This is a genomic window from Nitrospirillum amazonense, assembly GCF_007828035.1.
GTDB lineage: Bacteria > Pseudomonadota > Alphaproteobacteria > Azospirillales > Azospirillaceae > Nitrospirillum > Nitrospirillum amazonense.
In genome coordinates this window covers 64,715-81,259 of sequence record NZ_VITV01000001.1, presented here as the reverse complement: position 1 = coordinate 81,259, position 16,545 = coordinate 64,715, and the positions used below count along the sequence as shown (strand labels likewise).

12 protein-coding genes are annotated in these 16,545 nt (G+C 66.4%); 4 read left to right on the top strand and 8 right to left on the bottom strand.

All coding sequences use genetic code 11. From position 1 onward, the window contains the following. The first annotated feature begins 295 nt into the window (after positions 1-295). A complete protein-coding gene (locus FBZ87_RS00325) occupies positions 296-2,158 on the top strand; it encodes a flagellin N-terminal helical domain-containing protein (RefSeq protein ID WP_145609026.1) in 1,863 nt (620 codons plus the stop codon). Positions 2,159-2,312: 154 nt separating this feature from the next. On the opposite strand, the gene FBZ87_RS00320 is transcribed toward FBZ87_RS00325, so the two are convergent. Beyond that, the gene (locus FBZ87_RS00320) at positions 2,313-2,666 is read right to left on the bottom strand and encodes a hypothetical protein (RefSeq protein ID WP_145608244.1); all 354 of its coding nucleotides are present in this window, start codon (positions 2,664-2,666) and stop codon (positions 2,313-2,315) included. Positions 2,667-2,998: 332 nt separating this feature from the next. Between FBZ87_RS00320 and FBZ87_RS00315 the strand changes: the two genes are divergently transcribed. After that, positions 2,999-5,995, top strand: a complete 2,997-nt coding sequence (locus FBZ87_RS00315) for an autotransporter outer membrane beta-barrel domain-containing protein (RefSeq protein ID WP_145608242.1) — start codon at positions 2,999-3,001, stop codon at positions 5,993-5,995. A gap of 102 nt (positions 5,996-6,097) precedes the next feature. On the opposite strand, the gene FBZ87_RS00310 is transcribed toward FBZ87_RS00315, so the two are convergent. The 5 genes from FBZ87_RS00310 to FBZ87_RS00290 all read right to left on the bottom strand — a co-directional run bounded on the left by FBZ87_RS00310 (position 6,098) and on the right by FBZ87_RS00290 (position 13,087). Further along, complete coding sequence (locus FBZ87_RS00310; protein WP_145608240.1) at positions 6,098-9,142, bottom strand: response regulator; 3,045 nt, start codon at positions 9,140-9,142, stop codon at positions 6,098-6,100. Between the two features lie 136 nt (positions 9,143-9,278). Further along, positions 9,279-9,725 (bottom strand): phosphoribosyl-AMP cyclohydrolase, encoded by a 447-nt coding sequence (gene hisI, locus FBZ87_RS00305; protein ID WP_145609025.1) that lies wholly within the window; start codon positions 9,723-9,725, stop codon positions 9,279-9,281. A 2-nt stretch (positions 9,726-9,727) separates the two neighbouring features. Next, on the bottom strand, positions 9,728-10,927 hold the full coding sequence (gene metC / locus FBZ87_RS00300) for a cystathionine beta-lyase (protein ID WP_186454494.1): 1,200 nt from the start codon (positions 10,925-10,927) through the stop codon (positions 9,728-9,730). 193 nt (positions 10,928-11,120) lie between these two features. Next, positions 11,121-11,690, bottom strand: a complete 570-nt coding sequence (locus FBZ87_RS00295) for a hypothetical protein (protein ID WP_145608238.1) — start codon at positions 11,688-11,690, stop codon at positions 11,121-11,123. A 68-nt stretch (positions 11,691-11,758) separates the two neighbouring features. Beyond that, a complete protein-coding gene (locus tag FBZ87_RS00290; RefSeq protein ID WP_145608236.1) occupies positions 11,759-13,087 on the bottom strand; it encodes an amidohydrolase in 1,329 nt (442 codons plus the stop codon). Positions 13,088-13,480: 393 nt separating this feature from the next. Here FBZ87_RS00290 and FBZ87_RS00285 point away from each other — a divergent pair, with 393 nt between their 5' ends. Next, positions 13,481-13,780: a hypothetical protein gene (locus FBZ87_RS00285; protein WP_145608234.1), complete on the top strand. Its 300-nt coding sequence runs from the start codon at positions 13,481-13,483 to the stop codon at positions 13,778-13,780. A 328-nt stretch (positions 13,781-14,108) separates the two neighbouring features. Then, a complete protein-coding gene (locus FBZ87_RS00280; protein ID WP_145608233.1) occupies positions 14,109-14,486 on the top strand; it encodes a hypothetical protein in 378 nt (125 codons plus the stop codon). 90 nt (positions 14,487-14,576) lie between these two features. On the opposite strand, the gene FBZ87_RS00275 is transcribed toward FBZ87_RS00280, so the two are convergent. Further along, on the bottom strand, positions 14,577-15,773 hold the full coding sequence (locus FBZ87_RS00275; RefSeq protein ID WP_145608231.1) for an FUSC family protein: 1,197 nt from the start codon (positions 15,771-15,773) through the stop codon (positions 14,577-14,579). Next, positions 15,770-16,489, bottom strand: a complete 720-nt coding sequence (locus FBZ87_RS00270) for a GNAT family N-acetyltransferase (protein ID WP_145608229.1) — start codon at positions 16,487-16,489, stop codon at positions 15,770-15,772. Before FBZ87_RS00270 ends, FBZ87_RS00275 begins: the two co-directional genes overlap by 4 nt. Positions 16,490-16,545: the final 56 nt, after the last annotated feature.

Here is a 16,545-nt window from a genome sequence, read left to right as displayed (position 1 = left end):
GTAAACATCGCCGTGGGCTGTTGGCACGGTTTCTGCGGTTAAGCGGACGAACTTAACCGTCCATCAGAGGAGGTTGATGGCGTCCATACCAGCGTAGCGCCCCCGGGCAACCCCGGACCAATCCGTCCCGCCATCCCGGCAGGGAACGGGTTGCCGCCCGGAGACGGGGACTTAGGCCCCCCCGGCAGCGGGCGGGTGGTGCTCTTCGATGGCATGGGACCAGCAGCTTGCTCTCGCCAGAAGGATCAGACCGGCCCAAACGGCCGCCCTCCGGCAGCTCAAAAGGAGATAGATGATGTCCTCTCAAGTCGCCCTCTCTTCGGCAATGCGTTCCAACCTGCTGTTGCTGCAGAACACCAACAGCTCGATCGACAAGCTCCAGGCGCAACTGTCCACGGGCAACAAGGTCAATAGCGCGCTGGACGGCCCCACGGCCTTCTTCGCGGCCCAGGGGCTGAACCAGCGTGCCAGCGACCTGTCCACCCTGAAGGACGCGATGGGCCAGGCCATCAGCACCATCAAGGCGGGCAACCAGGGCATCACCTCCATCCAGAAGCTGATCGACCAGGCCAAGGGCCTGACGACCTCGGCCTATTCCAACCTGGGCAACGACCCCGGCTCGATCGCCACCCGCAAGTCGCTGGCCGCCCAGTTCAATGACATCAAGGACCAGATCGACAAGCTGGCCGCCGACAGCGGCTACGGCGGCAAGAACCTGCTGGCCGGCAGCGGCCAGACCTTCGACGCCACCTCCACGTCGCGGTCCACGGTGAACTCCATCACCGGCCTGTCCAACAGCCGCGTGACCAACGTCACCACCTCGGACACCTATTCCATCCGCGTATCCGGCACGGGCGACATCTCCGGCAACGCCGGCGACATCGCCTCTGCGGAAGACGCCCGCGGCCTGTTCGGCCTGAAGGTGTCCGGCAAGCTCAGCAGCACGGCCGGCAACTTCTCCGACGTGTCGATCGAAATCCGTGGCGCCGTGGGACAGACCCGCACGGCCGTGGTCACCGAAGGCGGCGAGTCCCGGTCCATCACCTTCTTCGACAACACCCAGAGCGCCACCAACAGCCTGGTGAGCGCCGGCACCTCGGGCACGCCGCAGATATCGCAGGTGAACATCACCGGCAACATCGACGAGGGCGATACCTTCAACGTCACCATCAATGGCCGGACGTTCAGCTACACCGCCTCGGCCGGTGACGTGGCCAACCCGTCGCCCACGTTGCGCCAGACCGCCATCGCGACCAACCTGCAGAACCTCATCACCAACTCCATCTCCGTCCCGGGCAGCTCGATCTCAGGCTTCACCGTCAGTTCCTCGACGCCCGGCACCTTCCAGATCACCGCGGCCAGCCCCTATGGCACGTCCAACAGCTTCACGCTGGGCAGTTCGACCGTCAACGCCCTGACCAAGGACATCTCCGTGTCCTTCTCCTCGGGCTCGGTCGTGTCCTTCACCGTCGACCGTTCCACGTTGGAAGGACTGGGCACCGCGGGCAACGGCACCTCCACCATCGAGAAGGATGTGGATCTGGCCGTCACGGCTACCGACCTGAACGGTGTGTCCATCACCCGGTCGGGCGCCAATGATCGGGGCAGCGGCAAGCTGACGGACGGCGAAAATGCCATGTCCTTCACCACCGGCACGGTGCGCATCAACGTCGACTCGACGAAGATCATGCAGGCGGCTTCGGCCAACCGCTCCGCCAACATGACGACGTCGCAGCAGACGCCGGCCAACACCCAGAACGATCTTCTGGTGCAGTTCAACGAGACCAACACCAACTCGTTGAGCGTCAAGTCCACCAACGTCACCACCGACGGCCAGGGCCTGCGTCTCGACTATGCCCAGAACGACTTCCTGGACCGGTCAGATATCGACGCCGCCGTGGCCCAGCTGACCTACGCCACCACCCAGCTGCGGTCCGCTGGCCAGACGCTCAGCACCAACCTGAACGTCATCCAGACCCGGTCCGACTTCACCGACGCCTTCAACAACGTCCTGTCGGACGGTGCGGACAGCCTGGTGCAGGTCGACCAGAACCAGGCCGGCGCCGAGTTGCTGACCCTGCAGACGCGCCAGTCGCTGGGTGTCACCACCCTGTCGCTGGCGAACCAGAGCCAGCAGGCCATCCTGAAGCTGTTCTAATCGGTGACGGCGGGGCGGGCGGCGGCGTGGCAAAAGGCCACCCGATCCCCCTCCCGCCGCCCCGGTCCCGGACAGCGGCGGGCACAAGGAAAAGGGCGGTCCCCAGCGGGCCGCCCTTTTTCATTTCGCGCTCAGGCCTGGGGATTCGCTGGGGTCATTCCACGCCCAAAACGACCAGGCGCGCCGGCTTCTTGAAATTCATGGTGATCATCAGGGTGGCCCGTCCCTTGATGACGTACAGGGCCTTGTCGGCCACGACGGGCAGCGGAACGTTGCGGGACATGCAATAGCCCACCAGGGCCGCCTGCAGCTCCTGTTCCGGAATGGTGACGTCGTTGGCGGCGCCGTTCAGGGTCACGGACAGGCGGGCGCTGACGCCGCGGTTGACCGTGTACTCCAGGCTGGTGACATCCCCGTCGGGGAAGGCGTCGTTCAGCTTGCGCCGCCGTTCGGTGATGGCGCTCACCACCTCGCGGTCGGTGAAGACGATGCAGCGTAGTTCCTTCATGCGCTCGCGTTCCGGCAGGCTGGGGCGCGGGAACTCTACGCCAGGTCTCCGCGCCGCCGCCAGTTGCAAATATCCCAGGCCCATCGCGTCCCGCCGTTCGGAAGGATAGGCGCGGGTAGGGCTGCGGCAAATTGGCCGATCACCGTGACGGCGGGAATTTTTCTCGAAATGGCGCGCCGGGTTTGGACGACCGGGCCGTGTAACCCGGTCCGTATGGGCCGCAATCCCCCGCCCACAATCCGGCCGCTACAACCCGGCCAGTTCCGTCCCTTTCCGCCGGTACACCGGCCAAATGTCCGTTATTCGTCTGAACAGGCAGGATTTTTCAGCAAATGAAGCGCCTTCTCGCGCCGGTGGCCGCAGCACCCCTGTGCCTCGCCGCCCTGACCGACCTTCACGCGGCGACGACGATTTCCGACACCCGGACCACCGGTGTGGCGACCTCTTCCGCCGGCGATCTGACCATCACGGGGACGGTCAGCCCATCCAGTGGCGCCGCGGTGACGCTGGACAGCAACAACTCGGTCAGCAGTTCCGGCACCATCTCCATCACCGGCGGCGATGACACCACCGGCATCCTGGTGAAGGGCGGCACCACCGGCAGCGTCAGCCTCAGCGGCACCCTGACGCTGACCGACAGCAGCGTCAGCTCCACCATCCCGCTGACCTCGGCCGAGGGGCGCAATGGCATCTGGGTCACCGGCACAGGGGTGTTCACGGGCGACATCAACACCTCGGCCACCCTGACGGTGCGCGGCAACGACAGCGCCGGCATCCGGGTCGCGTCCGACATGGACGGCAGCGTGACGATGAGCGGCACGGTGTCGGTGACGGGCAACAACTCATATGGCATCCAGTACACTGGGCACACCGTGGGGGGCCTGGTCATTTCCGGCACGGTCAGCGCGCTGGGCACCGGGTCGGTCGGTGTGGCCGTCGACGGGGTCATGGAAGGGGCGATAGACGTCACGGGCAGCGTCACCTCCACCGGCTATTTGTCGACCACGCGGCCCACCACCACGGCCGGCTTCGCGGCGCTGACCGCCAATGACGAGTTGCAGGGCGGCGCCGCCTTCCGCATCGCCCAGACGATAACGGGCGGCCTTTACTTGGAATCGACGGGCTCGCTCACGTCCTATGGTTCGGCCCCGGCCCTGGTGGTCGGCGACGCCACCGACAACATCACCCTGGGCACCTATCCCGACAACACCCGCGGCCTGGTTCTGGCGGGCGGCATCGTGGCCAACGGCGTCTACGACGGCTTCAGCACCACGGGCATTCAGATCGGCGGCCAGGGCGGGACTGTCAACGTCCTGGGCGGCCTCAGTCTGTCGGGCACCCTGACCAGCCTGTCCTACAAGGCGGATTCCACCGGCATCCTAATCGGCTCGGGCGCCACCGTCACCGACATCGCCATTTCCGGCACCATCAGCACCACGGTGTCGTCCCAGTCCTCGACGGCGACCGCCATCTCCATCGCCAGTGGCGCCACTGTCAACAGCATCAACATCACCGGCACGGTCGCGGCTTACGCCACCGGCTATGCCGGCGCCACGACCTCGGTGGCCAGCAACGCGATCGCCATCAAGGATGCGAGCGGCACCGTCACGCAGATCAACAACAGTGGCACTATCCTGGCCACCGTCACGAAATCCACGGACAACACCGGCATCACCGGCACGGCCACAGCGCTGGACCTGCGGGCGAACACCGTCGGCGTCACCATCACCAGCAGCGGCACCATCACCGGCGACATTTTGCTGGGTTCGGGCGATGCAACCGTCAACCTGACGGGGGGCAAGGTCACGGGCGCGTTGTCCTTCGGCAGCGGCACCAACACGCTGACCATCGACGGCGGCGCCGTCTACGCCGGCGCCCTGACCAGCGACGGCACCCTGGCCGCCACGGTCACCAACGGCAAGCTGCGCAACAGCAGCACCAGCACCATCACCATGCGCTCTCTGACCGTGGGGTCCAGCGGCGAGATCGACTTCACCGCCGACCCGGTCAACAACACCAACACCCTGTTCAACGTTTCCGGCGCCGCTTCGCTGGCGTCGGGCACCAAGATCGGCCTGATCTTCAAGAGCAAGGTCACCGACAGCAACAGTTTCACCGTCATCAAGGCCAGCAGCCTGAGCGTGGGCAGCACCGACCAGTCGCTGCTGGGCGACGTGTCCTACTGGTACAAGGCCAACGTCGCCACCGACACCACCGCCGGTACCGTGACGGTGAATGTGGCGCGTCGGACGGCGGCCGAGGCGGGCATTACCGTGGGCGCCGGCGCGTTCAACGCCGTCTACGGGGCCTTCGACAAGGATACGCAGATCGGCGAGGCCTTCTTCAACGCCACCAGCGCCAGCTCCTTCGGCAGCCTCTATGAGAAGATGCTGCCCGACTACAACGGCGGCCCCTTCCAGCTGCTGAACCGCGGCATGATGGCGCTGGCCCGTACCGAATCCGACCCCACCGTGGCCATGAAGGATGAGAAGCGCGGCGCTTGGGTGCAGGAGCTGGGTTTCGCCGTGTCGCAGAACCGGGGCGAGGGCCCCGGCTACAACGGCAATGGCGTGGCGCTGATGGGCGGTTATGAGAAGTCGGTGGAGAATGTCGGCATCGTCGGCCTGTCCTCCTCCTATATGATCACCGCCGTCAACGATCCGGACGCCTCCAGCGGCAACCAGGTGAAGGGCGAAGTCTTCACCGGCGGCGCCTACTGGCGCGACCGGTATGGTGGGCTGATGGCCAGCGCCAGCCTGAACGCCGGCTATATCCGGTTCTCCAGCAAGCGCGTCTTCACCGGCACCGACGATGAGGGCGCCGCGTTCGAGCGCGACGCCAACGCCCACTGGTCGGGCTATTTGGGCGATGCCCATTTCGGCCTGGGGTATGAGCAGTCGCTGGGCTTCATGTTCGTGCGGCCCACCGCCTCGCTGGACTATTTCGTGCTATCCGATGGCGCCCACCAGGAAAGCGGCGGCAGCGACGGCTTCAACCTGAAGATCGACGAGCGCACCGGCCAGCAGGGCAACGCCGAGGCCGCCTTGACCTTCGGGACCCAGCTGGGCGGCGATTTCCAGTGGAAGCCCTCCCTGACCGTGGGGTGGAAGCAGGTGTTCGGCGATGGCCCGGGCGACACCACCGCCAGTTTCGCCGGTGGGTCCAGCTTCACCCTGATGCCGCAGTCCGTGGTCGGCGGCGGCCCCATCGCACGCATCACGGTGCAGGGCGGCAACCGCTACTCCGACATCGCGTTGGAGCTGGGCGGCGAAGACCGTCGTGGCTTCATCGGTTATGACGCCCGCTTCGTGAGCAAGTTCCGGTTCTGATCCGGGCGCTTCGCGCACCTCTGGCAAGGCGGTCCCCATCCGGGGGCCGCCTTTTTTCATGGCGATAGCACAGGCCAAGGCCAGGGGGGATCTGGGGGAAGTCTACGCCACGTCCAAACCCAGGAAGCGTTGGCGCAGCGCATCCCAGGAGCGGTGGCCCAGGTCGGCCAGGGCCCGCAGCTGCTCCTCCACGTCCGCCCCACCGTCCGTCCCACCGTTTGCCCCACTGCCCGACTGGGCCAGGCTGTCGCCCAGCAGGCGTGCCTGGCGGGCCAGCAGCACCAGGCCGCAGCTGTCGGCCATCACCGCCAGGTCGCGCGTGGCTTCGCGCAGCGCCCCGGTGGCGTGGGCGGCGCTCAGGTCCAGGACGGCATCCAGCCGGCCACGGCCGCGGCTGACGATGCCGTCGACCAAGGCGCGGAAGTCCGTTGGCGGCACCGTCCGTTCCAGCCGCGCCAGGACCCGGGGTTCCAGCAATAGGGTGGCCGCGTCCGGTTCGGTCGCCGGCTGGGGCGCGCGCTCCGCCAGCCAGCGGCCCACCGTTTCCAGGAAGCGATCGGACTTGAACGGCTTGGATACATAGTCGTCCATCCCTGCGGCCAGGTATTCCTCGCGCATGCCGGCCATGGCATTGGCGGTCATGGCGATGATGGGCATCTGCGGCACGCGCACGTCCACGGCGCGGATGCGGCGGGTTGCCTCGATGCCGTCCATGACGGGCATCTGCACGTCCATCAGCACCAGGTCGAAACGGGTTTGCAGGCAGGCGCGCACAGCCTGCGCCCCATCCTCTGCGATCTGCACGTGGTATCCCGCCTTTTCCAGCAGGACCGAGGCGATGGTCTGGTTGGTGAGGTTGTCCTCCACCACCAGGATGCGGGGCTTGGTGGCGCCCGCCGGGGTGGCGGCCGTGGCGGGGCGGGGCGGGGCGGTCTCCGCCAGGTCGACGCGCAGGCCGCAGGCCTTGGCCAGTGCCTCCAGCAGCTGGGGCCGGCGGATGGGCTTGGGCACCACGGCGTCGAACAGGCTTTCGCGGGCGCCGTCCCCCGTCGCGGGCGCTTCCAGTGAGCTGGCCAGCAACAGGCGCACGCCGGCCAGGCGCGGTTCCGCCCGGATCCAGGCGGCCAGGCCGGGCCCGTCCAGCTCAGGCATGTGGTGGTCGATCAGGATGACATCCGGCAGGGCGGCCTGACCGCCATCCGTGCACGCGCCGTCCAGGGTTCCGTCCATCACCGCCATGGTTCGCAGCAGATGGTTGCGGGCCTGAATCCCGCCCGAGGCCTCATCCACCGTCATGCCGCAGGTCATCAAATGATGCACCAGGATAAGGCGGTTGACGGGGGTGTCGTCCACCACCAGGGCGCGGCGGCCGCGCAGGCGGTCACCCAGGGGCTGGACCGTGCGGCTGGGCGCCACCGCCCGTTCCAACGGGATGTCGAACCAGAAGGTGGCACCCTCCCCGGGCGTGCTCTCCACCCCTATGGCGCCCCCCATCAACTCCACCAGCTGGCGGCTGATGGCCAGGCCCAGGCCGGTGCCGCCGAAGCGGCGGGTGATGGAGCTGTCGGCCTGCTCGAACATCTGGAACAGCCTGCCCGCCTTCGCCGGGTCGATGCCGATACCGGTGTCCTGCACAGTGACGCGCAGGCGGCGCGTCTGTTCCGGCAGTACGGGTCCGTCGCCCAGCAGCTTGATGTCCACCGACACGGCGCCCTTGGCCGTGAACTTGATGGCGTTGCCCACCAGGTTCAGCAGCACTTGGCGCACGCGGGTGGGGTCGCCCCACCACATGCCCATGGCGCCTTCATGCACCAGGGCGCCAATCTCCAGCCCCTTGTCGCGGGCCTTGGGCCCCAGGATGGACAGGACACCGTCCACCAGCTCATCCAGGTTGAACTGGATGCGTTCCAGGCTGACCTTGCCCGCCTCCAGCTTCGAGATGTCCAGGATGTCGTTGATGACCCCCAGCAGGGCGTCGGCGTTGTCGCGGATGATTTCGGCATATCCGCGTTGCTGGGTGGTCAGCGGTGTGTCCAGCAGTATTTGTGCCATGCCGGTGACACCGTTCATGGGGGTGCGGATTTCGTGGCTCATGTTGGCCAGGAAGTCAGACTTGGCGGCGTTGGCCCGCTCCGCCACCTGCCGGGCCTCTTCCGCCGTGCGCCGGGCGCGGTCCAGGTCGCCGGTCAGGGCCAGCAGACGCTCGCGCTGGGCGTTCAGCTGCCCGTTCATCAGGTGGACGCGGCGATACAGGGCGACCATTTCCGCCAACAGCAGCAGCAGCACGACGCTGGAGGCGATGGCGCCATCGGCGCGGGCCAGGAACCAGCCCAAGGTGAAGCGTGCCAGGCCCAGGCCGTTCAGCAGCGTGTCCATCGCCAGGGCGACGGTGGAGATCAACAGCCCCAGATGTCCCACCGTGCGGACCTTGGTCACCGTCGCCAGGATGGCCGGCGTGCAGAAGTTGATCAGCAGCATGGCCACGTAGATGACCTTGACCGCCATGTCATTGTTGTAGGTGTTGACCAGGGTCACGCGCGGCAGCCAGCGGTCCACGGAGAACAGCACCGCGGCCAGGGTGAGGCCGGCCGCCAGCACGGCGCCCAGCCCAATGCCAAGCGCCAGCATCTTGCGCACGTCGCCCGCCACCGGCGGCGGGGCCTGGCGCTGTCGCTGGGCGAAGCCCAGCACCGCCAGCGGGAAGGCCATGTGCCAAGCCGTGTACAGCCACAGCGCCGACTGCGACAGCGGGCCGTCCGGGTCCAGGGGCGCGAAGGCGCCGGGCAGGGCCGCCACCTGCAGCACGGCCATGGCGCCGGAATAGGCGTAGCCACCCACCAGCCACAGCAGCGCGCGGTGGCCGGACAGCAGGAACTGGCTGGCGATCAGGAAGGACGTCAGCAGGTCGGTGACCAGGATGATGACGGCGTAGGCGGGCAGCAGGCCGGGGATGTTGCCCACGGGCGTTTTCGCCCCCATGGCGCCGATCAGGAACAGGGCCAGCATCGCCAGGCCGACCAGGAAGGCCGCCGCGTGCTGCGATGGTGTGGTGGGGGCCGCGAACAGGGTGGCGGCCTGCGCCAAGTCACGGGGGCGTGGGGATGACGATCCCAATTCGCCACCAGCCCCCTGAACAGCGCCAGTCATACCCGTCTTCCCCCACGGGGGATCCACCGGTTCCACCCAAAAACCGGATCGGACCCCACTGCCAAATGGTCGGCCACCAAGCAGTCGCCGTCAATTGGACAATACTGGAAACAGGAAACGATTGCTGGACTTTTAGCTAAGTTGTTGTGTGTTTGTGGCCATGCGGCGGATACAGGTCCAGGGGGTCGGTGACCACATCCGCGATTGTGGACAGCCCGTCCGGCGTCGCCGAACGGTAGAAGCAGGACCGGCGGCCGGTATGGCAGGCCACCCCCACCTGGTCGACCAGCAGCAGCAGGGTGTCGCCGTCGCAATCCACCCGCAGTTCCCGCAGGTGCTGCACCTGGCCCGAGGTGTCGCCCTTGCGCCAGAAGGACTGGCGCGAGCGCGACCAATAGCAGACCCGGCCGGTGGCCAGACTTTCGGCCACGGACTCACGGTTCATCCAGGCCATCATCAGCACCTCACCCGTGTCGTGCTGCTGGGCGATGGCCGGCACCAGGCCGTTGGCGTCGAAGCGGATGGCGGCCAGCGTCGCCTCGACGGTGGCGGCGGGCAGGGGATAGGCGATGTCGGCACTCATGCTCACGCGGTGGTTCCCTTCATGCGGGCAAGGCCCCGTTCCAGGTCGCGGATCAGGTCGTCGGCATCCTCCAGGCCGGCATGCAGGCGGACCAGGGTGCCGGTGCCAGTCCAGGGCGTGGCCGTACGGATCTTGCGCGGGTCGGTGGGCAGGATCAGGGATTCGAACCCGCCCCAGCTGAAGCCGATGCCGAAGTGGGACATGCCGTCGACCAGGGCGGCGACGGCGGCGCGCGGCTGCTTCTTCAGTTCCACCGTGAACAGGCCGCTGGATCCGGTGAAGTCGCGCTTCCAGATGTTATGGCCGGGGCAGTCGGCGAAGGCCGGGTGCAGCACGCGCTGCACCTCGTCCCGGCCCTTCAGCCAGCGGGCGATGGCCAGTGCCGTCTCCTGGTGGCGGGCCATGCGGGCGGCCAGGGTGCGCATGCCGCGCATGGCCAGATACAGGTCGTCGCCGCCCACGTTCTGGCCCAGCTGCAGGGCGGTGTCCTTCACCCGCTGCCAAGCCTCGCGCGTGCCGACGATGACGCCCACGGTCGCGTCGGCATGGCCCACGAAATACTTGGTGGCGGCGTGGATGACGACGTCGGCGCCCAGGTTCAGCGGCTTGCTGCAGATGCCGGCCGACCACGTGCTGTCCACCAGCACGGCCACGCCCTTGTCGTGGGCGGCCTTCGCGATGGCGGGGACGTCCTGCACCTCGAAGGTCAGGGATCCGGGGGATTCCAGCAGGATGGCCGTGGTCTCCGGCCGCAGCTTGTGCCGGATGTCGGCGCCGATCAGCGGGTCGACATACTCCACGCTCACGCCCAGGCGCGTCAGCACCTTGTCGCAGAAATCGCGCGACGGGCCATAGACCGTGTCGGCCACCAGCAGATGACCGCCGGCCTTGGCATAGGCCAGCAGGGCGGTGGTGACGGCGGCCAGGCCGGAGCTGGCCACCACCGCGCGGTGCCCGCCCTCCAGCGCCGCCACCGCGTCCTCGAACGCCAGGCTGCTGGGGGTGGAGCGACGGCCGTAGCGCGGCGCCCTATGCTCGGGATCGTGCCCCTCCAACTCATCCAGGCAGGAGAACAGGATGGTGGAGGCGCGATAGGGCGGCACGTTGACCACGCCATAATTGTCCAGCGGGTTGCGGCCGGCATGGACCAGCAGGGTGGCGGGGTTTGTCGGGTCGCTGGAGCTTTTTGTGTCGTGAGCCATAGCGCGCAGGTTCGAAGCGGGAAGGGGCGCTTATATGGTGGCACCGTGACGGACCGGACGGAAGCGGAGCCATTCCTATGCAGAGGCATGCCACCAATGCGTCCAAAGTTTTGAAATGAGGTTACGCGCGGTCCCAAGAAGGGGCAATATATTACAGTCCTGCTGAAATTATATAATATAGGTCGCCTGAGTTCTATATTCTTTTGGGCCAATTTGGCTCTATATTATCATTCGGAACAGTTCCTGCAGTAAAGCCTTTATTAATATTGTACGATCTTATGAGCTCTTGAACTTTTTCAGCATTCTCTTTTATAATAAGTACGGCCTCTGTCGAGACTTGAAAATTCTTACCCGCATCTTCGCCGATGTAGATAGTCCAGCAGGGAGGTCTGGAGAATTGAATCGGATCACCGATGCCCGCAATTCTATCGTATTTTGAGATGGGATTGGCCAAGGCGATAGATGCATGAACTATGCCGTGAACTACTATATTGCGATCCCGTTGCACCGTCTCTACCAGATGCTTTATTTTCAACAATTCTTTAATTTCAGATTCGTTAAATTTCTTTTTTGCCTCCCTGACAATTACCTGCCAGCGTTGTAGTAATGGCATGCGCCAAATAAATGCCTCACCCTGTTCCCTGTTTAGGCTGAGAATTCCCCATAGCGTTTGTTCGCTCAGCATCTCGACATATGACCAAGCCACGCATAAATGACCGACTGCAGCATACGTCTCTTTTGTAGGTTCTGGCGTTCCTTCCATTTTGAACAGGTCCCTATAAAGACAAGGTTTTAAGCTATTATACGAATATGACCATTCACAATGGTCCTTTACAGCCCGTACAGGTAATCCACGGTCAGGTGGGCCAGGGTGCGGGCGCCGACGATCAGGCCGGACTCGTCCACGAAAAACTTGGGCGAGTGGTTGGACGCCGCCTTGGACAGGTCCGTCTCCGGCGGGGTGATGCCCACGAACAGGTACACGCCCGGCACCTGCTGTTCGTAGAAGGAGAAGTCCTCCGACGGGGTGACCTTGTCGATCAGCTTCACATGCTCCTTGCCCGCCACCCGCTGCAGGGTGGGGACGATCTTGGCCGTCAGTTCCGGGTTGTTGATGGTGACGGGATAGCCCTTGATGATGTCCACATCGGCGGTGGCGCCGGCGGACTCGGCGATGCCGGCCACGGTGCGGCGCAGGCGCTTGTCGATGTCGGCGCGCATGCCCTCGTCGAAGGTGCGGATGGTGCCGTTCAGGGTCACCGTGTCGGGGATGATGTTGTTGCGGTTGCCGCCATGGATGCTGCCCACGCTCAGGATGGACGGTTCCTTGATCACCTCCATCTGCCGGCTTTCGATGGTCTGCATCCCCAGCACGATCTGAGAGGCGGTGACGATGGGGTCCACGCCGGTCCAGGGCAGGGCGCCGTGGCTCTGCTTGCCATGCACGGTGATGACGAACTCATCCGCCGCCGCCATGAAGGGGCCGGGGCGGTAGCCCACGTCGCCGGCATGCAGGGTAGAGATGACGTGCACGCCGAAGACAGCGTCGGGCTTGGGGTTATCGAAGGCACCTTCCTTCAGCATCTGCTCGGCACCGCCGACCTCCCCCTTGGGCAGGCCTTCCTCGGCGGGCTGGAAGATGAACTTCACTGTGCCGGGCAGCTGGTCCTTCATGCCGGCCAGCACCTCGGCCACGCCCATCAGCATGGCGACGTGGGTGTCGTGGCCGCAAGCGTGCATCACGCCCACCTCCTGGCCATTGTACTGGGTCTTCACCTTCGAGGCGAAGGGCACGTCCACCTGCTCCGCCACCGGCAGGGCGTCCATGTCGGCGCGCAGGGCCACCACGGGGCCGGGCTTGCCGCCCTTCAGCACGGCCACCACGCCGGTCTTGGCCACACCGGTGCGCACCTCCAGGCCCAGGCTCTTCAGGTGTTTGGCCACCAGGGCCGCCGTGCGCGTCTCTTGGTTGCCCAGCTCGGGATGTTCATGGATGTCGCGGCGCCAGGCGATGATCTTGGGCTGCTCCACCGCGGCGCGGGTGTCCAACGTGGCCTGCGCCGTTTCACGATCACCGGCATGGGCCGGCAGGGCGGCGGCTATCAGGCCCCCCACGCTCGTGCCCAGGGCCAATATCCAGCCGAAATGCCGCTTACCCATTGTCACCGCCCCTTCTTGTTTGCCGCCATCGCCTTGATCCGGCGCAGCCTTCTGACGGCAAGGGTACCTGTCCGCCCCGCGCGGGCCAGCCTGTGGCAGGTTCGCGTTGATGCATGGCAGCTATGCGTACCGGTGACCGACGTATCGCGCTTAAGGCGCCGATGCCGTGGGCAAGTGGTTCAGCCCTCTACCTTTTGCGCCCGTCGCCCTATGGCGAAGGCGCCTCTTCCCTGCCGTCGGCGTGATTGACACCGGTAACAGGCAAAGGTAGCGTTATTACATAACGCAACCACTATAACGTGAAATTAACGAAGCCGGCGACAGGCCGGACCGCACCGGGGCGGGTACGGGTCGAGAAGACACCAAGGCCTTGTTTTTTCAAGGAGATGACCCATGACTGCGATGTCCAAATCCATTGCTTGCGCCCTTTTTGCCTTGGCCGGCTTGGCCGGTGGCACCGTCACCAGTAGCGCCGCTTGGGCCGCGGATGCGGCCAGCCCTTGCGGTCCGGCGCCCACCCTGTCGCTGAAGCGCCTGGACGCGCGGCCGGCGTCCATCAACGGCGACGCCTTCGTGGCCCAGGTGAACAGCTACGCCGCCAAGGCCAAGGCGCGCAGCGCCTGCCTGGCCAAGGTCGCCGCTAATAGCGGCACCACTAGCCCGACCCTGGCCCCGGCGCCATCCGGCGACTAGCCACCGCGTCGTCTCTTTCACGATTCATCAGCGAAGGCGGCCGGTCACCGGCCGCCTTTGTCATTTTGCTCATGGCAGCCATGCGCGGCTGCAAAATATTCAGATCAGAAGGATAATTCTGTTTTCAGCCAAGGGGTTCGGGCAAAATTGTTCGGCGATGATAGCGTTATCAATGGTCGGGTCATTGTTGACACCCCAACCCGGCGATCGTACGGTTGCCGCGGCGCACAATAAATAATGTGCGTATGCGAAATGGCAGTTTCGCCAATCAATCCGCGGGGAGGGCGCGACCGTCAAGGCACAACCTTTCGCCATCGGAGAGATCAACATGGCTTCCGTTTCCCGTGTTTTCGCCGCCCTGGTCCTGGGTGGCATGGTCACCGCCACCCTTCCTGCCTCCGCCCAATCCCTGGGTGTTGAGCGCGCCTGCGGCAAGGCTCCCGTGGCCCCCGTGAACCACCTGTCCGCCACCGCCACGGCCGCCGAGGTCAGCGCCGCCACGGCCGAGGTCCGCGCCTATGGCAAGGCCACCCAGGCCCGCCTGGCCTGCCTGGACAATCTAAGCGCCCGCAGCGTTATCGCCTGGACGCCCGACGGCCGTGCCGCCATCGCCAACAGCTATGATCGCACCATCCATGACCTGAAGGTCGTGGCCCGCGACTTCGCCACCCTGCCGGCCGAGCAGGTGGCCGACACCGCCCGCTGATCAAGCCCACCAGCGTCTCTCCGGTGCGGGGCGGGACGGCGGGATTTGCCCGCTCTCGCCCCACGCTGGTCCGCCTCACGCTGGGGACCCTTACCCTGGTGACGGGGTATCCTGCGGCGTCGTCGGCGGCTGGGTGGCCACAGGTTCCACACCGGCAAGCACGGCGATTTCCTCCGGCTTCTTTTCCGGATGCCGGGCCGGCGGGATCATCTCCTCCGCCCGGGCATGCAGGTCCGTCAGATCCTGGCTCAGCTGTTCCAGCGCGAAGGACAGGGTGTAGATCTGTCCCGTCACGCCGCGCGGCAGCTCCCGCAACACACCCTCCGCCCGCAAGGTTTGCACCATGTCCAGATAGGCGTGGGTCGCGGCCTGCACAGGCTCGACGGGCGGTATCTGTCCTTGTCCGTGCAGCGCCGAAGGCGCACGCATGGCCATGGCGGCGTGGCGCAGGAACAGGACGCCTTGCCGGCGCACTTCCGCCTGGGGGCCTTCCAGCCGCTGGGCGGCGGCCACGCCCGAGGGCGCGCGGTTGCTGGTGGCGCGGCCCACCATCACCAGGTCATGGCGCACGCGCGTCAGGGTGCGTACCAGGGGGGCCGGGTCACGCTGATCGCCCAGCCAGGTGCGGCGTTCCCGCTGCGCCTCTTCCGCTGCCGTATCCAGAGGGCGCAGCGCCGCCCACAGCTGGGCGTGGCGCTTGGACAGTCCCTGGCGCACATCGTCGGCCAAGTCCGGGTCCAGCAGCACATCCAGCATGTCGGCGCACAGGTCGGCCACCCGTGCGGCGGTGGCCAGCACCACGCCATGGGCGCGGGCGGGAAACACGAACAGGGCCACGGCCAGGCCGATGACGTTGCCGATGACGATCTCGAACACCCGGTCCAGCGCCAGCATGAAGGACGATTGCGTCCCCCCGCCGGAGGTCAGCAGCACGATGACGGCGGTGACCGGCGCCAGCTTGCACACGGGATAGCGGGCGGCCAGCCAAGCCAGGGGCGCCAGCGCCATGGCCAGGGTCAGGCACAGGTGCAACAGCGTGTCGTGCAGGCCGAAGGTGGCGACCAGGGCACCCCACGCGGCCCCGGACAGGGTACCGGCGAACCGGTCCAGCGCCGCCTTCAATGAGCCGCCGATGCTGGCCTGCATGACCATGATGGCGGTGATGACGGCCCAGTAGCCCTGGGGCAGGTTGAACAGGCGGGCCATGGCCAGCGCCGCCGTGCCGGCGACGGTGACGCGGAAGGCCAATCGCACCTCAGGCGCACGCACAGCCGCCAGCAAACTCATGGGCTGCCAGCCGTGGGGCGGAAGGCCATGGGCCGGCGGGACGGGTCACCGGCTTGCGGCGGTGCGCCGTCAGGCGCCGGGGCAAGGGGCGGGGCGGGGGGTACCGGCCGCGCCAGCGGAATGTGGGGGGCGGCCCCCAGCGGCAGGACACCCGCGCGCCGGGGATCGTCGACGAACTTGCGTTCCTGCCGCAGGCGGCGGAAGCCGGCGCGCTGGTACAGGGGCAATGCCGCGGGGTGGTCGAAGCTGCAGGTGTTGATGGTCAGGCGGCGGACGCGCGGGCGTTCCCATACCCGGCGCACGGCCCAGTCCAGCAGCCAGCCCCCCAGGCCCCGGCCAATGGCCCAGGGCATCAGGCCCAGATAGTCGATGGCGACCGTGCCATCGGCCGGCAACAGGCGCCAATCCAGTTCCACAAAGCCGGCGGGCATGCCGTCGACATGGATCACATGCACCTCCACCTGCGGGTCGGCCAGCATCCGGGCCAGTTCACCCTGGTCCATGCGCCGCCGGATCTCCCACAGCCATGGCTCGCCGATCGTGTCGTAGAGGAAGCGATAATAGGCCAGGGTGCAGTGCCGGGCCAATACCGGACCGTGCACCCCTTCCGGCATGGGCCATTCCGGCGTCCCGGGCCGCTTGGCCATCTCCATGAAGGTTACCAGCACCGGCAGCTTGCCGGCCGGCGCCTCTGCCGTCGTCACCATGGTCGTCATCGCCCCGTTCCCCCTGCCTGGTGGCGGGGCGGCTCCTGTGCAGGAGTGCGCGCAGA